The organism is Cerasicoccus maritimus (genome assembly GCA_031296935.1).
GTDB classification, from domain to species: Bacteria; Verrucomicrobiota; Verrucomicrobiia; order Opitutales; family Cerasicoccaceae; genus Cerasicoccus; species Cerasicoccus maritimus.
In genome coordinates this window covers 62,212-79,344 of the sequence record JAVDPD010000029.1, presented here as the reverse complement: position 1 = coordinate 79,344, position 17,133 = coordinate 62,212, and the positions used below count along the sequence as shown (strand labels likewise).

Below are 17,133 nucleotides of genomic sequence, written 5' to 3'. Positions count from 1 at the left end.
ACAACCAAACGAAAATAGCCTGACACTTTAATCGACCAGACAGCACGATCTGTCAGATCAGATCGTGGCTACTACACGTGAACCGATGAAAGTGCTGCTATATGGCAATATTCATTGCAGTGATTTTCTCAAGATCGGACCTCATTTGGTCCAACTCTGCTCGCTCTTCTTCCATGCGATGAATTTTCTGGACGAGGATCTCTTCGGACTCAGCAAGATAGGTCTCACGTTCCCGTAAACTCTCCTCCTGCTTACGCGCATCCTCAACATTTTTGATCACATCAAACAAAGCCTGAAGCCCAGCAACAGAATCACGTTGCTGATCTTCGATCCTGTCAATTCGACTCTCCATGCCTTCCAAATGAGCACGAATCTGTTCAAGTATCTGAGATGGCTTTGGAAATTCCATTATAACTCGAATCCATGATGGATCATCGAGCGCACTCTCTGAAACATGAAGCACCATCATGTCGCTCCCGGCATACTGCTTCTGCAAGGACTCCAGATCATTAAGTGAATAACGCTGGTCTTGAGTTTCGCCGTCTATGTTAACCCACCAAGAATCTTCGAGCGCTGCTTGATTTGATTCTTCCCTAAGCTGAGTAATAGTACGCGATCCTGCCATGACGTTTAAAAGGTAAAAAGTTTTCGAAAATTAGAGTGTTCTATTTATGTCGGCATTCTCTGCGCGTACTTTAAGCAGAATGTTAAATAAATTTCAGAACCTACCCCAGCAGTAGAGACTTATGCACATACAACGATAGATTAGAGCACTTTTTTGGGCCACTAAACCTCGCGGAGACAAATCACTTATACCGTTTCTCAGAAGATTTGAGAATTTCGCAGTATCACTTGGTGTAATAAAATGAATTACAAACAGGAAGATCGGAAAGAGCGGGAGTTTCTTGCTGCTTCCCGCTTTTTCCGATCTTCCTGCTAAATCCTCCGTATGTTGGGTTCTTTTTAAGTCTCAATACGGTTGAGAATCGGCATTAATCGCCAACCACACGCAAATTCGCGCGATTAAGATCCGAACGCAACTGGTCAAGTTCGGCGCGCTCAGCTTCGAGTCGATGCGCTTCATTTACGAGCCGCTCCTCGGCCTCGTTCACAAAACGTTCACGCTCGCGGGTACTTTCCTTAGCGGCAACATGTAGCCCAATTTCTTCTACCAACATACTGAGTTGGCGCAACGCATCGAGTGTTTCACCCTGGCGTGCTTCAATTTGATCCAAGCGCGCCAGTAGCTTAGGTGTCAAGGGACTGGGTGCCACCATAGCTTGCTCACTTGCTGGAAGCTCTTTAGCCTGACTCGGCATTTGTAGCTTAATCGATGAGCGCATTGCCGGAGCGGGCGGCCGCGTGGGTGCCTGGCGCACTTCAGACTTGGTTTCCAGACGCATCCATTGGGGCGTATCACTGGCAGTATCGTCGGCATGCAGCACTTGGTAGTCTGCCGAAGGATTACGCTGCATCGTACGTTCAACCGAGTTCAGAATCATCGGCTGCTTGAAAGTCACGCCATCGCAATTCAGCCACCACGAATCCCGCAGACCTTCTGAGGTCATGTGAAAACGGAGGCTGCCTATGGTTACATTTTTCTTCATCTCTAGTCTAAAAATAAGCGATTATCCCCATATACTTCGGCACAAAACCAAGACACCTAAGGGCGTTTAAACAAAGAATATAGGGCCATCTGGTGCAATATAGGCTATTCAGCCCATAAAACAGGTCAATTCATTAATTTATCAATAAGCCAACAATTGCTTATCGAAGGCCTTAAACAGCTCAGATTCGGTAACTTAAGCGCCTTTCTAACATCCGCAAGAAGCACCATTCATCAGCGCCCCGCTAAAAGGGAGGGATTTAGACGATCTAAACGTCCCTGAAACCCGAATATATGGCGCAAAAGCAGTCACTCCTCAAATTAGCCGGAATAATATTCAATCTCGGTCATCTTATAACAGAACTCGGCGATCCGCCACCGTCGGCAACCTCCTGCATCTCATGATCCGCACACTCACCCTACTTACCACCTACTGCTTCGCAGCATTAGCCGTTTCGGCGGCGCAAATTGAAATCGACGGCAATGAACGGCGACTTTTATGGCGGGCAAATGACGGCGTAGTCTATCTGACCGAACGCTCCACCGATCTGAAAAACTGGGAAGCAATTGGCCCAATATTCATTGGCGATGATACCGACCGTAGCTACGCGATAACGGGCGACGATGGCGAGCTAACCTTCTACCGGCTCCTTCGTATTCCACGTGACAACGTCAAAACCGCGATTAGCGACGGAGTGCAGCCAAACTATTTGGGCTGGGTCAACGAACTGGCCGATGGTGCGCTACAGTTCAATTTCCGGGCATTTGTGCCGAGCGATTTTGCGGATGTCCACTACCAAGTCAACGGCGGCAGCCAACTCAACCTACGCATGGAGGGCAGTAGTCCCCACTTTACCTACACGACGCCAGCCCTCGCCGAAGGAGACGAAATTTCCTTCTACTATACCTACGACCGTGAGGGGCCCGTTGAAGATACCCCGAGCTATACCCATACGTTCGCTGGAGATAATTCCAGTGACAATCCGGATGACGATGGCGGAGACGATACGGGCGGAAACAGTGACTACGAAGACGTCCTCCCCGCGCCACTCTCCTATGCAGGCTATAGCCACGGCGTGGACTTTACCGATGGCCAGGCAACCATTCGCATCGAGCCTGGCACTCAGCCCGAAAGCATTCGTGTGCATTACCAGATCAATGGCGACTCCGTACGGGCCGACGACATGACTCAAGCCGGAGACGAATGGCAATACACAATCAACGCCGAAGCTGGCGACACCTTGGCCTATTATTTCTATTCATCGAACCCCAACCACATCCGCAGCGCCACCTTCACCCGGGTTCTCGGCACATCTCAACCAACGGAGGTAGAGCCCCTTGAAATCATTGCAGCCGGTCGCTTCCGTGACCGCCACGAGAACGAAACTCGCTTCAACCCCTACGTGGAGGACTACTTCGACGGCACCCATTTTGGCGTACGCCTGATCGACTACGGCACGGGCGTCGACGTGGAAGTTACACCGGCGGGCGAAGCTGGCTTCGTGGACCTCAAGCTCTACGACCGCAACACCACTCCGCACGAAGAACGCCCCCTCGAAGAGCGCGCTGACTACGCGCAAGCCATTCGCATGTTTGAGCGCGATGGCAAATACTACTGGCGCATCGAGCCCGTCGAGCCGGGTAAATTCGTCGACTTGGAGTTCACGATTCAACGCGCCAGCAACAGCCAAACATACTACACCGCGATTTTCCGCTTTTACGTGGGAGACGGCGCGCTCACGCAGCGCATCACCGATCCAGAAGCCTATAGCGGCGGCGCAACCAGCGTCGATGTCTACAGCGAGACAGAGTATTCCTTCGCACAGTTTGCCCACAACGCCCACCCGGAGACGCTCGAAGACTTCCTCGACGGCAAACAGATTTTCGACGAAGAGTTCACTGTCTCCACCGGCCTGGGCCCGCTATACAACGCCAAGAGTTGCTTCGAATGCCACATCAACGACGGCTCCGCGCGCCCACCGGTAGACTTTGATTCCGCCATGAACGGCATGCTCTTCCGCCTTGGCGATAAAAACAACGACGGGCAACCCCCTCACAGCGAATACGGCGCCCAGCTGCAAGACCGCGCCATCGACGGGCACTACTCTGAAGGCCGTGGCCATGTGATATACGACGACACCCCTGGGCAGTTTGGCGATGGCTCTGCCTACTCGCTCGCTGACCCGCAGTACAGCTTCTCTGGCCTGCAAGGTCCCGGCTTTTTAACCGCTGTTGCCTCGCCGCGCGTAGCGCCAAAAATAATAGGCATGGGCCTGCTGGAGGCGATTCCCGTCGAAACTCTAGAGTCCTGGGAAGACCCAGACGACCTCGACGGCGATGGCGTTTCCGGCCGCATCAACTGGGTCACCGATCCTGAGTCGGGCGAGACCGTTGCTGGTCGCTTTGGCTGGAAGGCTTCTCAACCATCGGTCCGCACCCAAACCGCCATTGCGCTGACCGAGGACATCGGTGTATCGAACCCTATTTACCCTGAAAGCGACACGGAACTGTCGTCCACAGACTTTGAGTTACTCGCGCATTACACCAAGCTGCTTGGCGTGCCGCTCAAACGCGGGCACGACAGCGCCGACGCCGTAGCAGGCCAACAACTTTTTGGGGAGATGGGATGCGTTGCCTGCCATGTTCCTACCACTACTACTGCCGCATCTGACGTACTCACCGAGCTGAGCGGGCAACGCATCCACCCCTACTCCGACCTCCTCCTCCACGATATGGGCGACGGCTTGGCCGACGACGTGCAGGAGGGCAACGCCACCGGTCGCGAATGGCGTACCGCGCCACTGTGGGGAATCGGCCGCACGGAGGAAGTCAGCGGCCATTCGCGCTACCTGCACGACGGACGCGCGCGTAACCTTACCGAGGCGATTCTCTGGCACGGCGGAGAAGCCGAGTCGGCCAAGGAAAACTTCCGCACCCTTTCCGCCGACGATCGAGCCAAAGTTATCGCATTCCTCAAGTCACTGTAAGTCCATGCAGATGAATATTAGAGGCATCGCGCAGAAAAATAGCGTCGCCAAGTGGCAATGAATCCCCAGCAATCGTTGTAATGAAAACGCCACTGCTCTCCCTGTTAATACTAATGTTCGCAAACTCCCTGCTCGCCAGCGACGCTTATGAGCGCGCAATGAAAGCCTACCAGAACGAGCAGTGGCAGGAGGCCGTCAATGAATTCATGCTCGTCGAAAAAGAGCATCCGCGCTACGCGACAGCCATGCGCTACGTGGGCTACAATATATTCGGCCGGGAGTTTGGACAATGGGATGTCGCCGTAGAGTTCTGCGTCGAGGCATGGCACGCCGCTCCCCAGGATCCCAAAGTGCTCGAAGACCTCGGGCGCGCCGCCCTCAAGCGCCAGAAGCAGATCGAACTGGAAATAGAAGAATAGCGCATCAGGACTTAAAGCCCCAAATAGCAAAAACTAAATACTCCACTATACGATAGGGAGTGTTTCCACAATAGAAGTTCGACATCGAAGAGCATGCTTATTAAAAACTTTTCATGCGCTACTATTTAACTGCTATTTTGATGACGAGTGTAGCCTCAGTGTCGGCTACCATGTACAATGACGATTTTACGGACGGCGTAAATCCAACGCTGTTCCAATCCCAACAAACGGTGCCTGCAACTCAGGGCAACGTACAGTATCTGGAAACCGGTGCCGGGCTAAGCGTAGACACCACACCGAGCTTCACCGAAAGCGGCACACGCGGCGGAACCTTCGTCCCCTTCAACGGCTACGGTCCACTTAGCCAGGATTGGTATGTGATCGCCCACGCCTTCATCCCATCGAAGACGCCCTTCATCCCCGCCCTGGAAAACGTCTCGACTCTCTCCAGCCCGCGCGCCCCAGAGGTCGCCCTGAGCTTGGGGGCCATCAACGAACAACGCCAGGGCATTGACGACCTCGGCATTGAACACACCGTCAACTACAACGGCTCCTCGACTGAATATCGGCGCTTCTCCGACCTCAAGCTAAACGGCGTCAACGACGCCAGTTCCACGCAAACCGACACTCCTGGCGTGGACGATGTATACCTGGCCATCACCTACGATTTTGCCACCGACACCCTGACCACGCTCTTCAGCGAAACCGGCGGCGCTATATCTGGCTTCACCCCGGATCTCGTAGTCACCGACCTTAAGCAGAAGTTCAAGCAGGCCGACGGCACAACGCCACTGACCGACGCGAATGTCTTACTCATCACTTTAACCGGCTTCACCGATGTATTCGTGGAAGGTGGTTCGAACGAGCAGTATTGGGTCTCCTTCGAATCCGACGGATTAATCCTCGTGCCCGAGCCCTCCACCTACGGTATGCTCACGGGTTTGATCGCATTGACGGGTGCCGCGCTCTGGCGCCGACGCCGCTAGCGATACCTCAGCGCAATTGCTTTACCGCCTTGACCGACAGGTAATGCAGACGGATTTTGCCCGGCTCGCATAGCCCGTTGGGCCCTTTTTTGCATTGGCCAATGCACTTGCATGAGCGCACACGAAAAGGTAAATCATCGCGCATGGCGAGCTTTGCATAAAGCTGTTTGCCGTTACGTGCTTTGCCTGCCACAGCGCCCGCTTTGGGCTTCGAGCATTTTTTGCAGATGAAGAGTGTTTCCACGCGCCAAAGTTAACGCAAGGTGCCACAACGTCCAGCGATGCGGGTAAATTTATTTCAGGCCAAAAAACGCCTCGGTGTTGGCCGTGGCTGTCGCCGCAAATTCCTCTAAAGAGACGCCAAGCAACTCCGCGCATTTCTCAGCAGTGTAGCGCGTGTAACCTGGCTCGCACTCTTTGCCACGATACGGAACCGGTGCCAGATATGGTGCATCGGTCTCGACCATCACCCTGGCCATACCCTGCTCAATAACCGCCTGCCGAACGTTTTCAGCACTCTTGTAAGTGGTGATTCCGGTAAATGAACCGCGACCACCATAGGCATTCAGACGCTTCATTTCCTGAGGACCTTCGGCAAAACAGTGGAAGACGACTCTCTCACCCGGGAACTGCATATCCTCCAGAATAGCCATCGTTTCATCAAACGCATTCCTCGAGTGAACCACGATGGGAGCATCGAGCTGATAGGCGATTTCCAACTGCGCGCGAAAGGCATCGGCCTGGTGTTTTTTCAACTCGGCGGCTTCGTCGGGAAACTTCGGCAGGTGGAAATTATCAAGGCCTATTTCGCCAAGTGCGACCGGCGCTGGATCGTCGGCAAAATACATCGAGAGCGCAGTCACCTGATCGCGCCACCCTTCGTCGACATGGCAGGGATGCAGGCCCGCGGTCCAATAAAGCTTACCCGGATGTTTGCGGGCGAGGTCACGGTAGAGCGCCCAGTCGTCGAGTGAGGTGCCGATATTAATGAAGCGGTTCACACCAAGCTCGGCCGCGCGCGCGATGACGTCATCCACCAATCCACGCTGGGCAAACTTCTCAAAGTGACAATGGCTGTCGATTAAATCCATAGCCGTATTGAAGGGATACCCCCGCGCCAGGACAATAGTGATTTCCGGGCGAAATCCGTTGGTTTATGATGTCGGCATGCGAGCTCTGGTATGCAAAAGAGACCGACTCAGCGCACGACATGTTGCGCAATCTCGTCACATGGGAGGTTAATCGAAGTCTCTTAATAAGCAAGCTTGCACGCTGCATCCAAAAGCATCATTTTAAATTTCTTTCAGAGATAATCATGCCATTTTTAAGTAGTATTTTCCGAATCTTCATTGTACTCATCTACCTAGGTACAGTTGTGCTTAACGCGCAGGTCCAGCGTGGCGACACACGCGCACAAGTCATAGCCAAACTCGGTGAACCGACCGGCGCTACCAAGCTCGGGAATAAAGAGATACTGACCTACAACGGCGCGAACATCAAGTTGCGCAACGGCGTAGTCTATTCGGTTCCCAAGGACTTCGCGGAAAAGCAGGCCGCTGGCAAAGAAAACCTCGAATACATCAAGCAGCAGGAAGCCAAAGGGCTCGAATTTTATGACGGTGAGTGGCGCACTCCTGGCGAAGTTGAAAAGCTCTCTGGACAAAAGATGCAAGGCGACTTTCGCGACATTCGCGCAGGCGGGCAAAAGATGAACCTGAGCAAGTTTCTCGCACTAGGCAAAGTTACGGTGGTCGATTTCTACGCCGACTGGTGTGGCCCATGCAAACAGATAAGCCCACACCTTGAAGCCCTGGCCAAAAACGACCCCAGCGTCGCCGTGCGCAAGGTGGATATTGTGCGCTGGGGCACCCCCATCACCGAGCAGTTTAAAATAAAATCGATACCCAACATATGGGTCTTCGATAAGAACGGTAAGCAAGTGGGCAAGCCAACCAGTAGCCTCAGCGAAGTGCGTAACAATATAGAGCGCGCCAAGCGCAGCTAACAACCATCAACAAAGATGCCCTCCTGATCGTGGGCAACTCATGTTATCTCTACAGCACTTTTCATCTAACTTGGCCGATCAGGCCGCAGTGATTTTCCGTGTCCCGCAAGGCGGCTTGAGCGTAGCGCACTGGAAGTGCGTGAGTGAAAAGCCAACGAAGCTGACGCGGAAAAGCGCTCGGTTAAAGGCTTGGGGCCAGATTGGAAGGTCGCGGCGTTGGCATTTCAATCACGGGCTTCCATGGGAAAACCGTTAGCGACGGCGGCGAACGATGGCAAAGGCGAGTATTCCCAAACCAGCGAGCATCGCATAGGTGCGAGGCTCAGGAACCGCAGTCAACGTCGTACCTAAGAGATACATTTGGTTCTGTCGGTTAGTGCCACCTTTAGTAAGAGAAATCGTGATACTCTCCAGAGTTTTGCTCGAATCAAGCTCGAGGTCATCAGAAAATTCATAGATATTCGACGAACCCGAACGAACGATCGATTTTTGCGTAGCACCACTCCCGGATATCCCTAGGTAATCATTGGATGAGAAAATGTTCGACAAAGTTATTGTTTCACCGGTTCCTGGCGCTTCATTGGTGTAACTGCTTGAGTCGCTACTCAGGCTGAAATTACCCGCACCGAATAAGCCGTCTCCACTGGCGTTAGTGGTTAACAAAATAACTTCCGTCGAGGCATCGGTATAGGTAACGCTAATCTGAGAAGCGTAACTTGAGGCAGTCCCGCCATTCGAAGTAATGAAGGCTAAGTTAATCGCACTGTATTGGCCCTGTTCGCCCGGCAACAGCGTAATAGTCTCACTGACTGTGCTAGCTGTGCCGTTATCAGCGCTGATGAGAAACATGTTTGGAGCAGCTACAGAGTAACCGCTCGCCGCATCATCGAAATTCGTAGAAATCAAATATTTCCCAGACGCCAGAATACCGTCGTTGGGCAAAGCATCACCTGCCCCCGCAGAGGCGTCATCTGTATAGGCTGTGCTGAAGCGCAAATTGTGGTTTCCTTGAATATACCGGAGAGCATAAGAGTTCACGCCATCCTGCTGTGTTGCAGCATAGGCGATTTCATTGCTTGTGCCGACGCCATCGTAATTGACGTAAGAACTCAGATCCAACTGAACATAGGTTTGAGCCGAAAGAGTCACCCCAGTCACTAAAGCGGGGATGAGGACTAAAGTTTTGAGTTGCGCCATATGGGATAGAATGAGGGGTTAAACGCAGTGAATCTAACCGGATAGGTCACCAAGTCAATGGCTAAATCTAACACCATATATAAGTTTCCCTACAAAAAAAGCGCTGCAATGAAGCAGCGCCTTAGAGGGTGTCTCAACAGTCTGAACAAGTTGGTGAGCTGTATTTGAGAGGTGAAATTTCGCCCCCCCCTATCAGGCGAAGCTCAACTGAGTTTTTAAACGCTCATTGAGAGCAAACCAATGAAAGAGAGCGACTACATTGCCGCAGCTTCAGCAGGCTGCGCGCTTGCTGCCTTTTCAGCGACCACCGTTTCGTGGGCGATTATGCGCAGCGACTCAGCCTGAGCCTCACTGAGACTATCCGGCTTGTAGGGCACGGTGCGGGCATCGACTCCGGAGAAGAATTCAAACCAAACGAGTGCGCCCAAATACTCACCCGCAGTATTGGCGTGGAAACCATCACTACGAACTTCCCATGTCCCTTCTTTGTTCTTCTTCCAGTAATAGTCGTTATTGAGAGACTTACTCATATCCGGCAGGTTATTCTTGTCTTCCGGATAGATGAGGTCGTTGTCCTTGGGATCGAAATCGTTGACCTGGTAATCCCACATTTCGGTGGCGCGGGCGTTTTGGAAGGCAGTGCCGACAGGGATGACACGCAAGCCATGCTCATCCGCAATCTTGTGATAGTTCGCGTGAAGCTTCTGATACATTTCGTCAGGGTCGAGCTTCCAGTCCTTGGCACGGTAGCTATTCACACTGTGCGACCAAGTTTCGTGCACCACAATCTCGGCATCCGGGCGATACTGGCGGATGTAGTCAATGAGCTCCTGGGTATATGGGTAGAAAGTTCCCTCTTTGTAGCTCTTGGTGCTAACCTGTTGAATGGTGATGTAGTCCCAATCTTCATCGAGCAACATTTCCTTGAGCGAAACATTTTTGCCAACGAGTTCCCAATCCTTACGGTATTGGTATTGATTACCGGTTTGAGGGTTCGCCTCATGTTCCTTGGCGTGCTTGACGTGGCGATCCAGCGAACAACCACCAATGAAAGCGGTGCCGATATCCGCGTCGGCAGTATCGACGGAGTCATAGATCTTCGCCAAATATTTATTGGCGTTGTTAGTAAAGCTATTGCCAACGCCGAGGATTTTTACTTTTTCGACTTCGGCTGATAGGCTCGTTACTACCAACAGGATGAATGTGAGGGTTCTAGCTAGGGGAATCATTTTCATAAACATCCTACTCTTGCAGTGTTTCGTTCGCCTAAGCAAGAGTACGCCAACGAAATCCGTTAATTTAAAAACCAAGCTTGCGCGCACCATAAGGTTCGGCGTTGCTAACACCTTGTTATGCCCACCTATGCCGAGACCCAGGACTACCTTTATGCGCTGCGAAATCGCGGCGCGAAGCTCGGCATTGAGCGCATGCAGGTCTTCAATCACGCACTTGGGCGACCCGACCAGCATTTCCCCATCATCCATGTGGCGGGCACCAACGGCAAAGGCTCCGTGTGCGCCATGCTAGAGGCAATGTATCGTGCCGCTGGCTACAAAACCGGCCTCTTTACCTCCCCACACCTGATCCGCCTTGGCGAACGTGTGCAAATAAACCGAGAGCCACTGACTGATGCGCAGATCATCCATTATACCGAACGCCTGCGCCAAACCGCCGAAGGACTCGCCGTTTTCGACCCCGAGTCGCACCCCACGTTTTTCGAATTCATGACAGCGATGGCCTTCCTGCATTTCATGGAAGAAGCTGTCGACGTGGCCATTATTGAAACCGGTCTTGGCGGCCGACTGGACTCAACGAACATCATCGTGCCTCGCGTGAGTGTGATCACCTCCGTGAGCCTCGACCACCAAGAGCAGCTCGGCGACACGCTGGATGCCATTGCCCGCGAAAAAGCCGGCATCCTCAAGCCGGGCAAAAATCTCGTGCTCGGCCAACTGCCCCCCGAGGCAGAAACCGCCGTCCGCGAAGTCGCCGCGAAACGCCGCTGCGGCGTCACCACAGTCAGTGACGTGTTCGAGGACGACCTCGACAACTACCCGCCGACGAACCTCACCGGCGACCACCAACGCGTCAACGCAGGCATTGCGATGCTCGCCATGTGCCACGCCGGCGCCGATCTCGCCGTGCCGGAAGACGTCGCCTTCGACGCGCTCATGACCATCGACTGGCCCGGCCGCTGGCAGAAGATCACTTTAAAAGACGGACGTAAGCTCATTCTCGACGCAACCCACAACCCTGAGGGCTGTGTCGCACTGGAGAATAACCTCCTCCAGCTCAAAGCCGAATTCGGCCGTAACCCAATCATCTTGTGCGGAACACTGGGCGAAAACCGTGCCCGCACACTGATGGATGTCGTGACCCGTCACACGGAGGAAATCTGGCTGCTCCAACCTGACCAGCCACGCGCCTGCACCCACAGCGAGCTCCGGGCGTTAACGGTGGGCAAATTTACCGGCGCTCTGCACGATGCTACGGTAGACGAACTTTTCCCGCAGCCTGGCGTCTGCCAGGTCGGCAGCGAGGGCGACACCATAGTCATCACGGGCTCAATCTACCTACTGGGCGAAGTTTTGACCCGCCTCCAGGAACAAAGCGGCGAATCCGACTTACAAGATCGGCTATAGCAGCGGCCGACCCACATCATTCTTTTACCTCGACCCAGGGCGGCGTTCATCACTTAAATTACACCGTGAAGCACACTTGGCTCATCTTGCTTTTATTGCCCCTGGCGCTCAGGGGCCAGGATACGCGTATGCAGATCGATGCGCCGATCGAGAACTTCCGCCTGCCGATTTTTGGCGAAGACGGCAACCGCATCTGGGACCTGCGTGGCGACAAGGGCATCCTCAAAGACAATGGCGAGATTGACGTCGAGCGCATGATCCTGCGCACCTTCCCGCCGGGCGAGCCCACCAAGCCCGACCTGACCATCGAGAGCCCCAAGGCCTACATATATCCCGAAGAAAACCGCGCCGCCGGCCCCGGCTACCTCTTCCTGCAAGCCAGCGATGAGAGCTTTGCCATCGTCGGCCGCAACTGGGAGTGGGTCAACGACGAGCGTAAAATCATCATCCGCGAAGAAGCCCGCGTGACCTTTAAACAAGCCTTCGGAAGCATTTTAGAATGAAATTCTTACTCACTATCCTGGCCCTCGGCCTTATGACTGCCGCCAGCCTGCACGCGCAGCAAGCTGCGGTAGAACCCGCCGTGCCCGAAAACACCATCATCACCAGCGACAACCTGGAGCTCGTAGGTGGCGACACCGAGAACCGCTTTTACTTTAATGGCAACGTGAAGATCACCGGCACGAACCTGCTCGCCACTTGCGACGAGATGGAAGTCGTCGCCTCGCGCTCCGGCGCCACGGATAAAACTGTCGGCCAAATGGGCGCCATCGATCAGATCATCATGCTCGGCAACGTGGCCATCGAGCAATCCGGCCGCAAGGCCACCGGCGGTCGCGCTGACATTTTGCCCAACGAAAACAAGGTTATCCTGTCCGAAGGCCCGCGCGTCGAGGACAGCCAAGGCGTCGTCACCGGCTGGAAAATGATTCTGCTCAAGGGCGAACGCAAGGTGCAGGTGCTTAGCGATCCCAACGCCACTGGCGACAGCGGCCGCACCCGCGTCCAACTCCCCGGCTTCAAGGACCTCGGCTACGAAGACCCGGAATCCCGCTTCGACAACGCCAGCGGAGGCAGCCAATAATGGAAGCCGCCGAAGTAGCTCCCCAGCCCGCCACCACCGAGGCCCGCACGACCATCCACACCAAGGGATTGGTCAAGGTTTACGGCAAACGCGAAGTCGTCAGCGGTGTTGATTTAAACGTCAACTCCGGCGAAGTCGTCGGCCTGCTCGGGCCCAACGGCGCAGGCAAGACGACCACGTTCTACATGATCGTCGGCCTCGTGCCCGCGACGCGCGGCCAGGTGTTTCTGGACGATAAGGACGTGACCAAGCTGCCGATGTATCGCCGCGCGCGACTCGGCGTGGGCTACCTGCCACAGGAAGCCAGCGTGTTCCGCAAGCTGACCGTTTACGACAATATCATGGCCATCACCCAGACGCTGTCCGTGCCCCGCAAGGAGCGGCACGACTACGTGATGGCGCACCTCGAAGAGCTCGGCCTCGACCACTTGGCCAAGCAAAAGGCCTACACCCTCAGCGGTGGCGAACGCCGGCGCCTGGAAATCACCCGCGCAATGGTCTCGCGCCCGCGCTTTATGCTACTCGATGAGCCGTTCAGTGGTGTCGATCCCAAGAGCGTCGACGAAGTGCAGGACATCATTCTGGGCCTGAAGAGCAAAAACATCGGTATCCTCATCACCGACCACAACGTCCGCGAAACCCTGAAAATCGTCGATCGCGCCTACTTGATCCACCAAGGCAAGGTCCTCTCCGAAGGCACGAGCGAATTCCTGGTCAACGACGAGAAATCCCGCGAGTACTACCTCGGTCGCGGGTTTACGCTGTAGCCATCGGCCACGGCGGGCTTTGGGCGCTACAGACCGCGATTTTTTAGGCCGGTCGGCGACTGCGTCGTCAAAAAAACTTAGCGTCCCAATCTGTTTATTAATGCGGCTTCGCGGGCGCTGGAGTGTTTTTCACAAAGCTGGGTATTGCCACCGGGGCCACGACGCTGCAATCTTATCTAAACCTGCCGAGAAAAGGCGGGCTTTTTCATCCGTTTATCACGATGCCTCGCACAACCCCCAAAGCCACAGACACCATCTCGGTCAAGGACTTCTACGAGTCATACCGGGAAGAGCTTGGCTTGGAACTGGTCACCGGTGAAAAGGGGTTGTCGAAAGTTGTGCGCGACACCAGCATCAACCGCCCGGCGCTGGCAATGGTCGGCTACTTCCGCTACTTCGCCAACAAGCGTATCCAGCTCTTTGGTGCCGGCGAAATGGCCTTCCTGCGCGACATGCCCGCCGACCGCCAGGAATCCGTGCTCCGCGACATCTTCGCCAAGCATGTGCCTTGCGTAATCATTAGCCGCAACCTCGCGCCTACCAAGCCTTTGCGCGACGAAGCCGAGTCTCATGGCGTGCCACTGCTCCGCACCCGACTCTCGACCAAGGAATTTCTGACCGTCGCAACTCTCCTGCTGGAGCGGCGTTTTGCACCAACCACCTCCTGCCACGGCACCCTGCTCGATGTAAAAGGCATCGGCGTGGTCCTCCGCGGTCGCAGCGGAGTGGGCAAGAGCGAATGTGCGCTGGCGCTCATTGAGCGTGGTCACAGCCTCGTGGCAGACGACCTCGTCTACTGCCGACAGGAGTCGGAAAACGAAGTCATCGGCTCGGCTGCCGAGCTGGGACGCGGTTACATGGAGTGCCGCGGCCTGGGCATCATCAACGTCGCCGATATGTTTGGCATTCGCTCTGTGCGTCTGGACAAGCGCATCGACTTGGTCATTACTTTTGAAGAATGGGCTCCGGGGATGCCCGAAGAACGCACCGGGCTGGAACGTAGTTATTACGAAATCCTCGGCGTGCAAATCCCACATATCGAGATCCCGGTAAAACCCGGACGCGATATGGCTCGCCTGACCGAAGCCGCCGCCATGGTCCAAGCACTGCGCAACATGGGGCACGACTCTGCACAAGAGTTCAATGACCAGCTCATTGCACACATGGAAAACATGGGCACCGCAACCGCTGGCCCCAAGAGCTAAATCCGCCATGCTCGCACGTCCCGGAAATTCCTATCGATTCATGCCACGGTCAACGACCAGTCGCGTGTTACGTTTTTGTACTTATTCGGCCAAGTTAGATGAAAAATGCCCTAGTTTGACCATGCCAGAACGACAGGTATAAATGCTGCTACTGACACTCATCTGTAACTTGTTCATTGCACGGCCTTTCGAGCGCCTGCATTCCGCGTGGCGCATGAAACTTTCGAGTAACAAACTATACACTTTTCCGCTGTGGATAAGATGCGAACAACTTCAACTCGACAATTTCCAGCGAGCCAAATTTACTAACCCAACTTTATCTCCCTGTAGTAGCAGCATCCCCCTCTACCTGCCAGTGCCCAGCCTTGCTTTCCCCTGTTCTTCTTAACCTAAATTTCCATAAATAAATGACTTTCAACTACTTAAAACTCGAAACGTCGACTTAAACGCCATCAAGCGGCCTTTTTCCACACAGGGTGAACCGTGGGTTTTCCCTGCGTGCTCTATTCTAACCTCAAGGCCGTTTTGTCGAATTCTGAACAACTGTGAATAAACCTGCGAATTTTTGTGACAGGAATGCTTAACGAAACTGTAAATTTCCAACTCTGGGACACCGTAAAGACTGACTTTTCCGGCCTCTTCCCCAGCGACGTGTTTCGAACATGGTTCGAACCGTTACGCTGCATTGAGGAAACAGATAACAGCGTGACCTTGGGCGCGCCCAATGATTTTGCGGTCATCTGGATTCAGGACAACTATCAGGACCTCATTACCCGCCGACTGCAGGAAGCCGCCGGTCGTAACATCACATTGAACGTCGTCGTCGACGACGAAGCCGCCGCCAAAGCCGAAAGCCTGGAGCGCCATCGTGCCGATACGCCCCCCGCCCCGGCCCGAGTGACCGCCGAAAGCGCACCCGTCAACCGCGCCATCAGCGAGGCCAATCGCCCGTCCCTGATCCTCAATCCGAAGAACAACTTCGAGAACTTCGTCATTGGGCCCGGTAATCAAATGGCGCAAGCCGCGAGCTTCGCGGTGGCCAACACGCCCGGCAAGGCCTACAACCCGCTGTTCCTCTTTGGTGACACCGGTCTCGGTAAGACTCACTTGATGCACTCCATCGCGCATCATATCCTGACCACGCGTCCGGATACTCGCATCGCCTACGTCTCGACCGAGAAGTTCACCAATGAATACATCGAGGCCATTCAGCACAACAACGTCACCCGGTTCCGCCAGCGTTACCGCCAAGTCGACGTGCTGTTGATCGACGACATTCACTTCCTTTCCGGCAAAGAGCGCATTCAGGAAGAATTCTTCCACACCTTCAACGAACTCTTTGAGCGCCAGAAGCAGATAGTACTTTCCAGCGACCGCCCGGCCAGTGAGATTGCCCGCCTTGAGGCGCGCCTCGTGTCCCGCTTCCAATGGGGCTTCATGGCCGACATTCAACCGCCGGACTACGAAACACGCATGGCGATCATCCGCAAGAAGGCCCACAACATGGACCTCGACTTGCAGGACAACATCCTCGATTTCCTCGCCGAGCGCGTCTCGCGCAACGTTCGCCGCATGGAAGGCGCCCTTACCCGTGTTGCCGGTTACGCCGCGCTCATGAAAGGCTCCCTCGATGTCGACACCGTCGAAACGCTCCTCAAGGACATCCTCCATGAAGAAGCGCAGACTCAGGTCACCGTCGAAAAGATCCAGCAGAAGGTTGCCGACTACCACAAGCTCCGCCTCGGAGACATGGTCAGCAAGCGCCGCCCGGCCAACATCGCCTTCCCGCGACAGATCGCCATGTATCTCTCCCGCGTGTTGACGAGCCATTCGCTCCAGGAAATCGGCGACGCCTTTGGCGGCCGTGATCATGGCACTGTGATCCACGCCTGCAAAACCGTGGAAAACATCATGGATCAGGACGACTCCGTCGCCCGCACCGTCGACTACCTGAAAAAGCAACTCACCTCCGGCCGCTCCTGAAGCGTCCCGCTTCACCGATAGATTTTCGCACTGCGAAAATGCGGCGAGGCAAGATGAGTTGACGGAAAACATTTCAGCCCGACTGCCAGTAACGGCGGTCGGGCTTTTTATTTCCAATAGGCACATTAGCGATATGGAGTGCGCCAGCCCTCTGGCGCTTTAGCATTTTCGAAGACGCCCCACACTCAGCAGCGAGCGTATTGAGTCCGCCGTTTCATTAAATTAACCTGCTAGTCTATACCAAAAGCGGCA

15 protein-coding genes are annotated in these 17,133 nt (G+C 54.6%); 10 read left to right on the top strand and 5 right to left on the bottom strand.

Annotated elements, in window-relative coordinates:
* Positions 1 to 97: 97 nt before the first annotated feature.
* Together RBB62_RS16550 and RBB62_RS16545 are read right to left on the bottom strand one after the other, a co-directional pair.
* Positions 98 to 625 carry a hypothetical protein gene (locus RBB62_RS16550; protein ID WP_309400194.1) on the bottom strand — a complete coding sequence of 176 codons (528 nt, stop codon included), beginning with the start codon at positions 623 to 625 and terminating at the stop codon, positions 98 to 100.
* Between the two features lie 367 nt (positions 626 to 992).
* Positions 993 to 1,607: a hypothetical protein gene (locus RBB62_RS16545; protein WP_309400191.1), complete on the bottom strand. Its 615-nt coding sequence runs from the start codon at positions 1,605 to 1,607 to the stop codon at positions 993 to 995.
* A 400-nt stretch (positions 1,608 to 2,007) separates the two neighbouring features.
* Between RBB62_RS16545 and RBB62_RS16540 the strand changes: the two genes are divergently transcribed.
* The 3 genes from RBB62_RS16540 (at position 2,008) to RBB62_RS16530 (ending at position 5,998) form a co-directional block, all read left to right on the top strand.
* Complete coding sequence (locus tag RBB62_RS16540) at positions 2,008 to 4,593, top strand: di-heme oxidoreductase family protein (protein ID WP_309400190.1); 2,586 nt, start codon at positions 2,008 to 2,010, stop codon at positions 4,591 to 4,593.
* Between the two features lie 113 nt (positions 4,594 to 4,706).
* Positions 4,707 to 5,012: a tetratricopeptide repeat protein gene (locus RBB62_RS16535; RefSeq protein ID WP_309400189.1), complete on the top strand. Its 306-nt coding sequence runs from the start codon at positions 4,707 to 4,709 to the stop codon at positions 5,010 to 5,012.
* Between the two features lie 140 nt (positions 5,013 to 5,152).
* On the top strand, positions 5,153 to 5,998 hold the full coding sequence (locus RBB62_RS16530) for a PEP-CTERM sorting domain-containing protein (RefSeq protein WP_309400187.1): 846 nt from the start codon (positions 5,153 to 5,155) through the stop codon (positions 5,996 to 5,998).
* Positions 5,999 to 6,291: 293 nt separating this feature from the next.
* Here the strand turns inward: RBB62_RS16530 and RBB62_RS16525 are convergent, their stop codons facing one another.
* Entirely contained in the window at positions 6,292 to 7,089 is a 798-nt protein-coding gene (locus tag RBB62_RS16525) for a TatD family hydrolase (protein ID WP_309400185.1), read from the bottom strand.
* Between the two features lie 224 nt (positions 7,090 to 7,313).
* On the opposite strand from RBB62_RS16525, the gene RBB62_RS16520 reads away from it, so the two are divergent.
* Positions 7,314 to 8,003 carry a thioredoxin family protein gene (locus tag RBB62_RS16520; RefSeq protein WP_309400183.1) on the top strand — a complete coding sequence of 230 codons (690 nt, stop codon included), beginning with the start codon at positions 7,314 to 7,316 and terminating at the stop codon, positions 8,001 to 8,003.
* Between the two features lie 252 nt (positions 8,004 to 8,255).
* Here the strand turns inward: RBB62_RS16520 and RBB62_RS16515 are convergent, their stop codons facing one another.
* Positions 8,256 to 9,200 carry a PEP-CTERM sorting domain-containing protein gene (locus RBB62_RS16515; RefSeq protein WP_309400181.1) on the bottom strand — a complete coding sequence of 315 codons (945 nt, stop codon included), beginning with the start codon at positions 9,198 to 9,200 and terminating at the stop codon, positions 8,256 to 8,258.
* Positions 9,201 to 9,454: 254 nt separating this feature from the next.
* The gene (locus RBB62_RS16510) at positions 9,455 to 10,429 is read right to left on the bottom strand and encodes a DUF4886 domain-containing protein (RefSeq protein WP_309400180.1); all 975 of its coding nucleotides are present in this window, start codon (positions 10,427 to 10,429) and stop codon (positions 9,455 to 9,457) included.
* A gap of 123 nt (positions 10,430 to 10,552) precedes the next feature.
* On the opposite strand from RBB62_RS16510, the gene RBB62_RS16505 reads away from it, so the two are divergent.
* The 6 genes from RBB62_RS16505 to dnaA all read left to right on the top strand — a co-directional run bounded on the left by RBB62_RS16505 (position 10,553) and on the right by dnaA (position 16,881).
* Positions 10,553 to 11,842 (top strand): bifunctional folylpolyglutamate synthase/dihydrofolate synthase, encoded by a 1,290-nt coding sequence (locus tag RBB62_RS16505; RefSeq protein ID WP_309400178.1) that lies wholly within the window; start codon positions 10,553 to 10,555, stop codon positions 11,840 to 11,842.
* Positions 11,843 to 11,907: 65 nt separating this feature from the next.
* Positions 11,908 to 12,345 (top strand): LptA/OstA family protein, encoded by a 438-nt coding sequence (locus tag RBB62_RS16500; RefSeq protein ID WP_309400177.1) that lies wholly within the window; start codon positions 11,908 to 11,910, stop codon positions 12,343 to 12,345.
* Positions 12,342 to 12,926 (top strand): LptA/OstA family protein, encoded by a 585-nt coding sequence (locus RBB62_RS16495; RefSeq protein ID WP_309400176.1) that lies wholly within the window; start codon positions 12,342 to 12,344, stop codon positions 12,924 to 12,926. Before RBB62_RS16500 ends, RBB62_RS16495 begins: the two co-directional genes overlap by 4 nt.
* Positions 12,926 to 13,693 (top strand): LPS export ABC transporter ATP-binding protein, encoded by a 768-nt coding sequence (gene lptB, locus RBB62_RS16490; RefSeq protein ID WP_309400175.1) that lies wholly within the window; start codon positions 12,926 to 12,928, stop codon positions 13,691 to 13,693. Before RBB62_RS16495 ends, lptB begins: the two co-directional genes overlap by 1 nt.
* A 221-nt stretch (positions 13,694 to 13,914) precedes the next feature.
* Complete coding sequence (gene hprK / locus RBB62_RS16485; RefSeq protein WP_309400174.1) at positions 13,915 to 14,898, top strand: HPr(Ser) kinase/phosphatase; 984 nt, start codon at positions 13,915 to 13,917, stop codon at positions 14,896 to 14,898.
* Between the two features lie 576 nt (positions 14,899 to 15,474).
* On the top strand, positions 15,475 to 16,881 hold the full coding sequence (gene dnaA, locus RBB62_RS16480; RefSeq protein WP_309400173.1) for a chromosomal replication initiator protein DnaA: 1,407 nt from the start codon (positions 15,475 to 15,477) through the stop codon (positions 16,879 to 16,881).
* Positions 16,882 to 17,133 lie beyond the last annotated feature (252 nt).

Coding starts and splice junctions, on each gene's coding strand:
- hprK (WP_309400174.1), top strand. CDS start 13,915: ATGCCTCGCACAACCCCCAAAGCCACAGACACCATCTCGGTCAAGGAC.
- RBB62_RS16510 (WP_309400180.1), bottom strand. CDS start 10,429: ATGATTCCCCTAGCTAGAACCCTCACATTCATCCTGTTGGTAGTAACG.
- RBB62_RS16525 (WP_309400185.1), bottom strand. CDS start 7,089: ATGGATTTAATCGACAGCCATTGTCACTTTGAGAAGTTTGCCCAGCGT.
- RBB62_RS16530 (WP_309400187.1), top strand. CDS start 5,153: ATGACGAGTGTAGCCTCAGTGTCGGCTACCATGTACAATGACGATTTT.
- RBB62_RS16545 (WP_309400191.1), bottom strand. CDS start 1,607: ATGAAGAAAAATGTAACCATAGGCAGCCTCCGTTTTCACATGACCTCA.
- RBB62_RS16515 (WP_309400181.1), bottom strand. CDS start 9,200: ATGGCGCAACTCAAAACTTTAGTCCTCATCCCCGCTTTAGTGACTGGG.
- RBB62_RS16550 (WP_309400194.1), bottom strand. CDS start 625: ATGGCAGGATCGCGTACTATTACTCAGCTTAGGGAAGAATCAAATCAA.
- lptB (WP_309400175.1), top strand. CDS start 12,926: ATGGAAGCCGCCGAAGTAGCTCCCCAGCCCGCCACCACCGAGGCCCGC.
- RBB62_RS16520 (WP_309400183.1), top strand. CDS start 7,314: ATGCCATTTTTAAGTAGTATTTTCCGAATCTTCATTGTACTCATCTAC.
- dnaA (WP_309400173.1), top strand. CDS start 15,475: ATGCTTAACGAAACTGTAAATTTCCAACTCTGGGACACCGTAAAGACT.
- RBB62_RS16495 (WP_309400176.1), top strand. CDS start 12,342: ATGAAATTCTTACTCACTATCCTGGCCCTCGGCCTTATGACTGCCGCC.
- RBB62_RS16505 (WP_309400178.1), top strand. CDS start 10,553: ATGCCCACCTATGCCGAGACCCAGGACTACCTTTATGCGCTGCGAAAT.
- RBB62_RS16535 (WP_309400189.1), top strand. CDS start 4,707: ATGTTCGCAAACTCCCTGCTCGCCAGCGACGCTTATGAGCGCGCAATG.
- RBB62_RS16540 (WP_309400190.1), top strand. CDS start 2,008: ATGATCCGCACACTCACCCTACTTACCACCTACTGCTTCGCAGCATTA.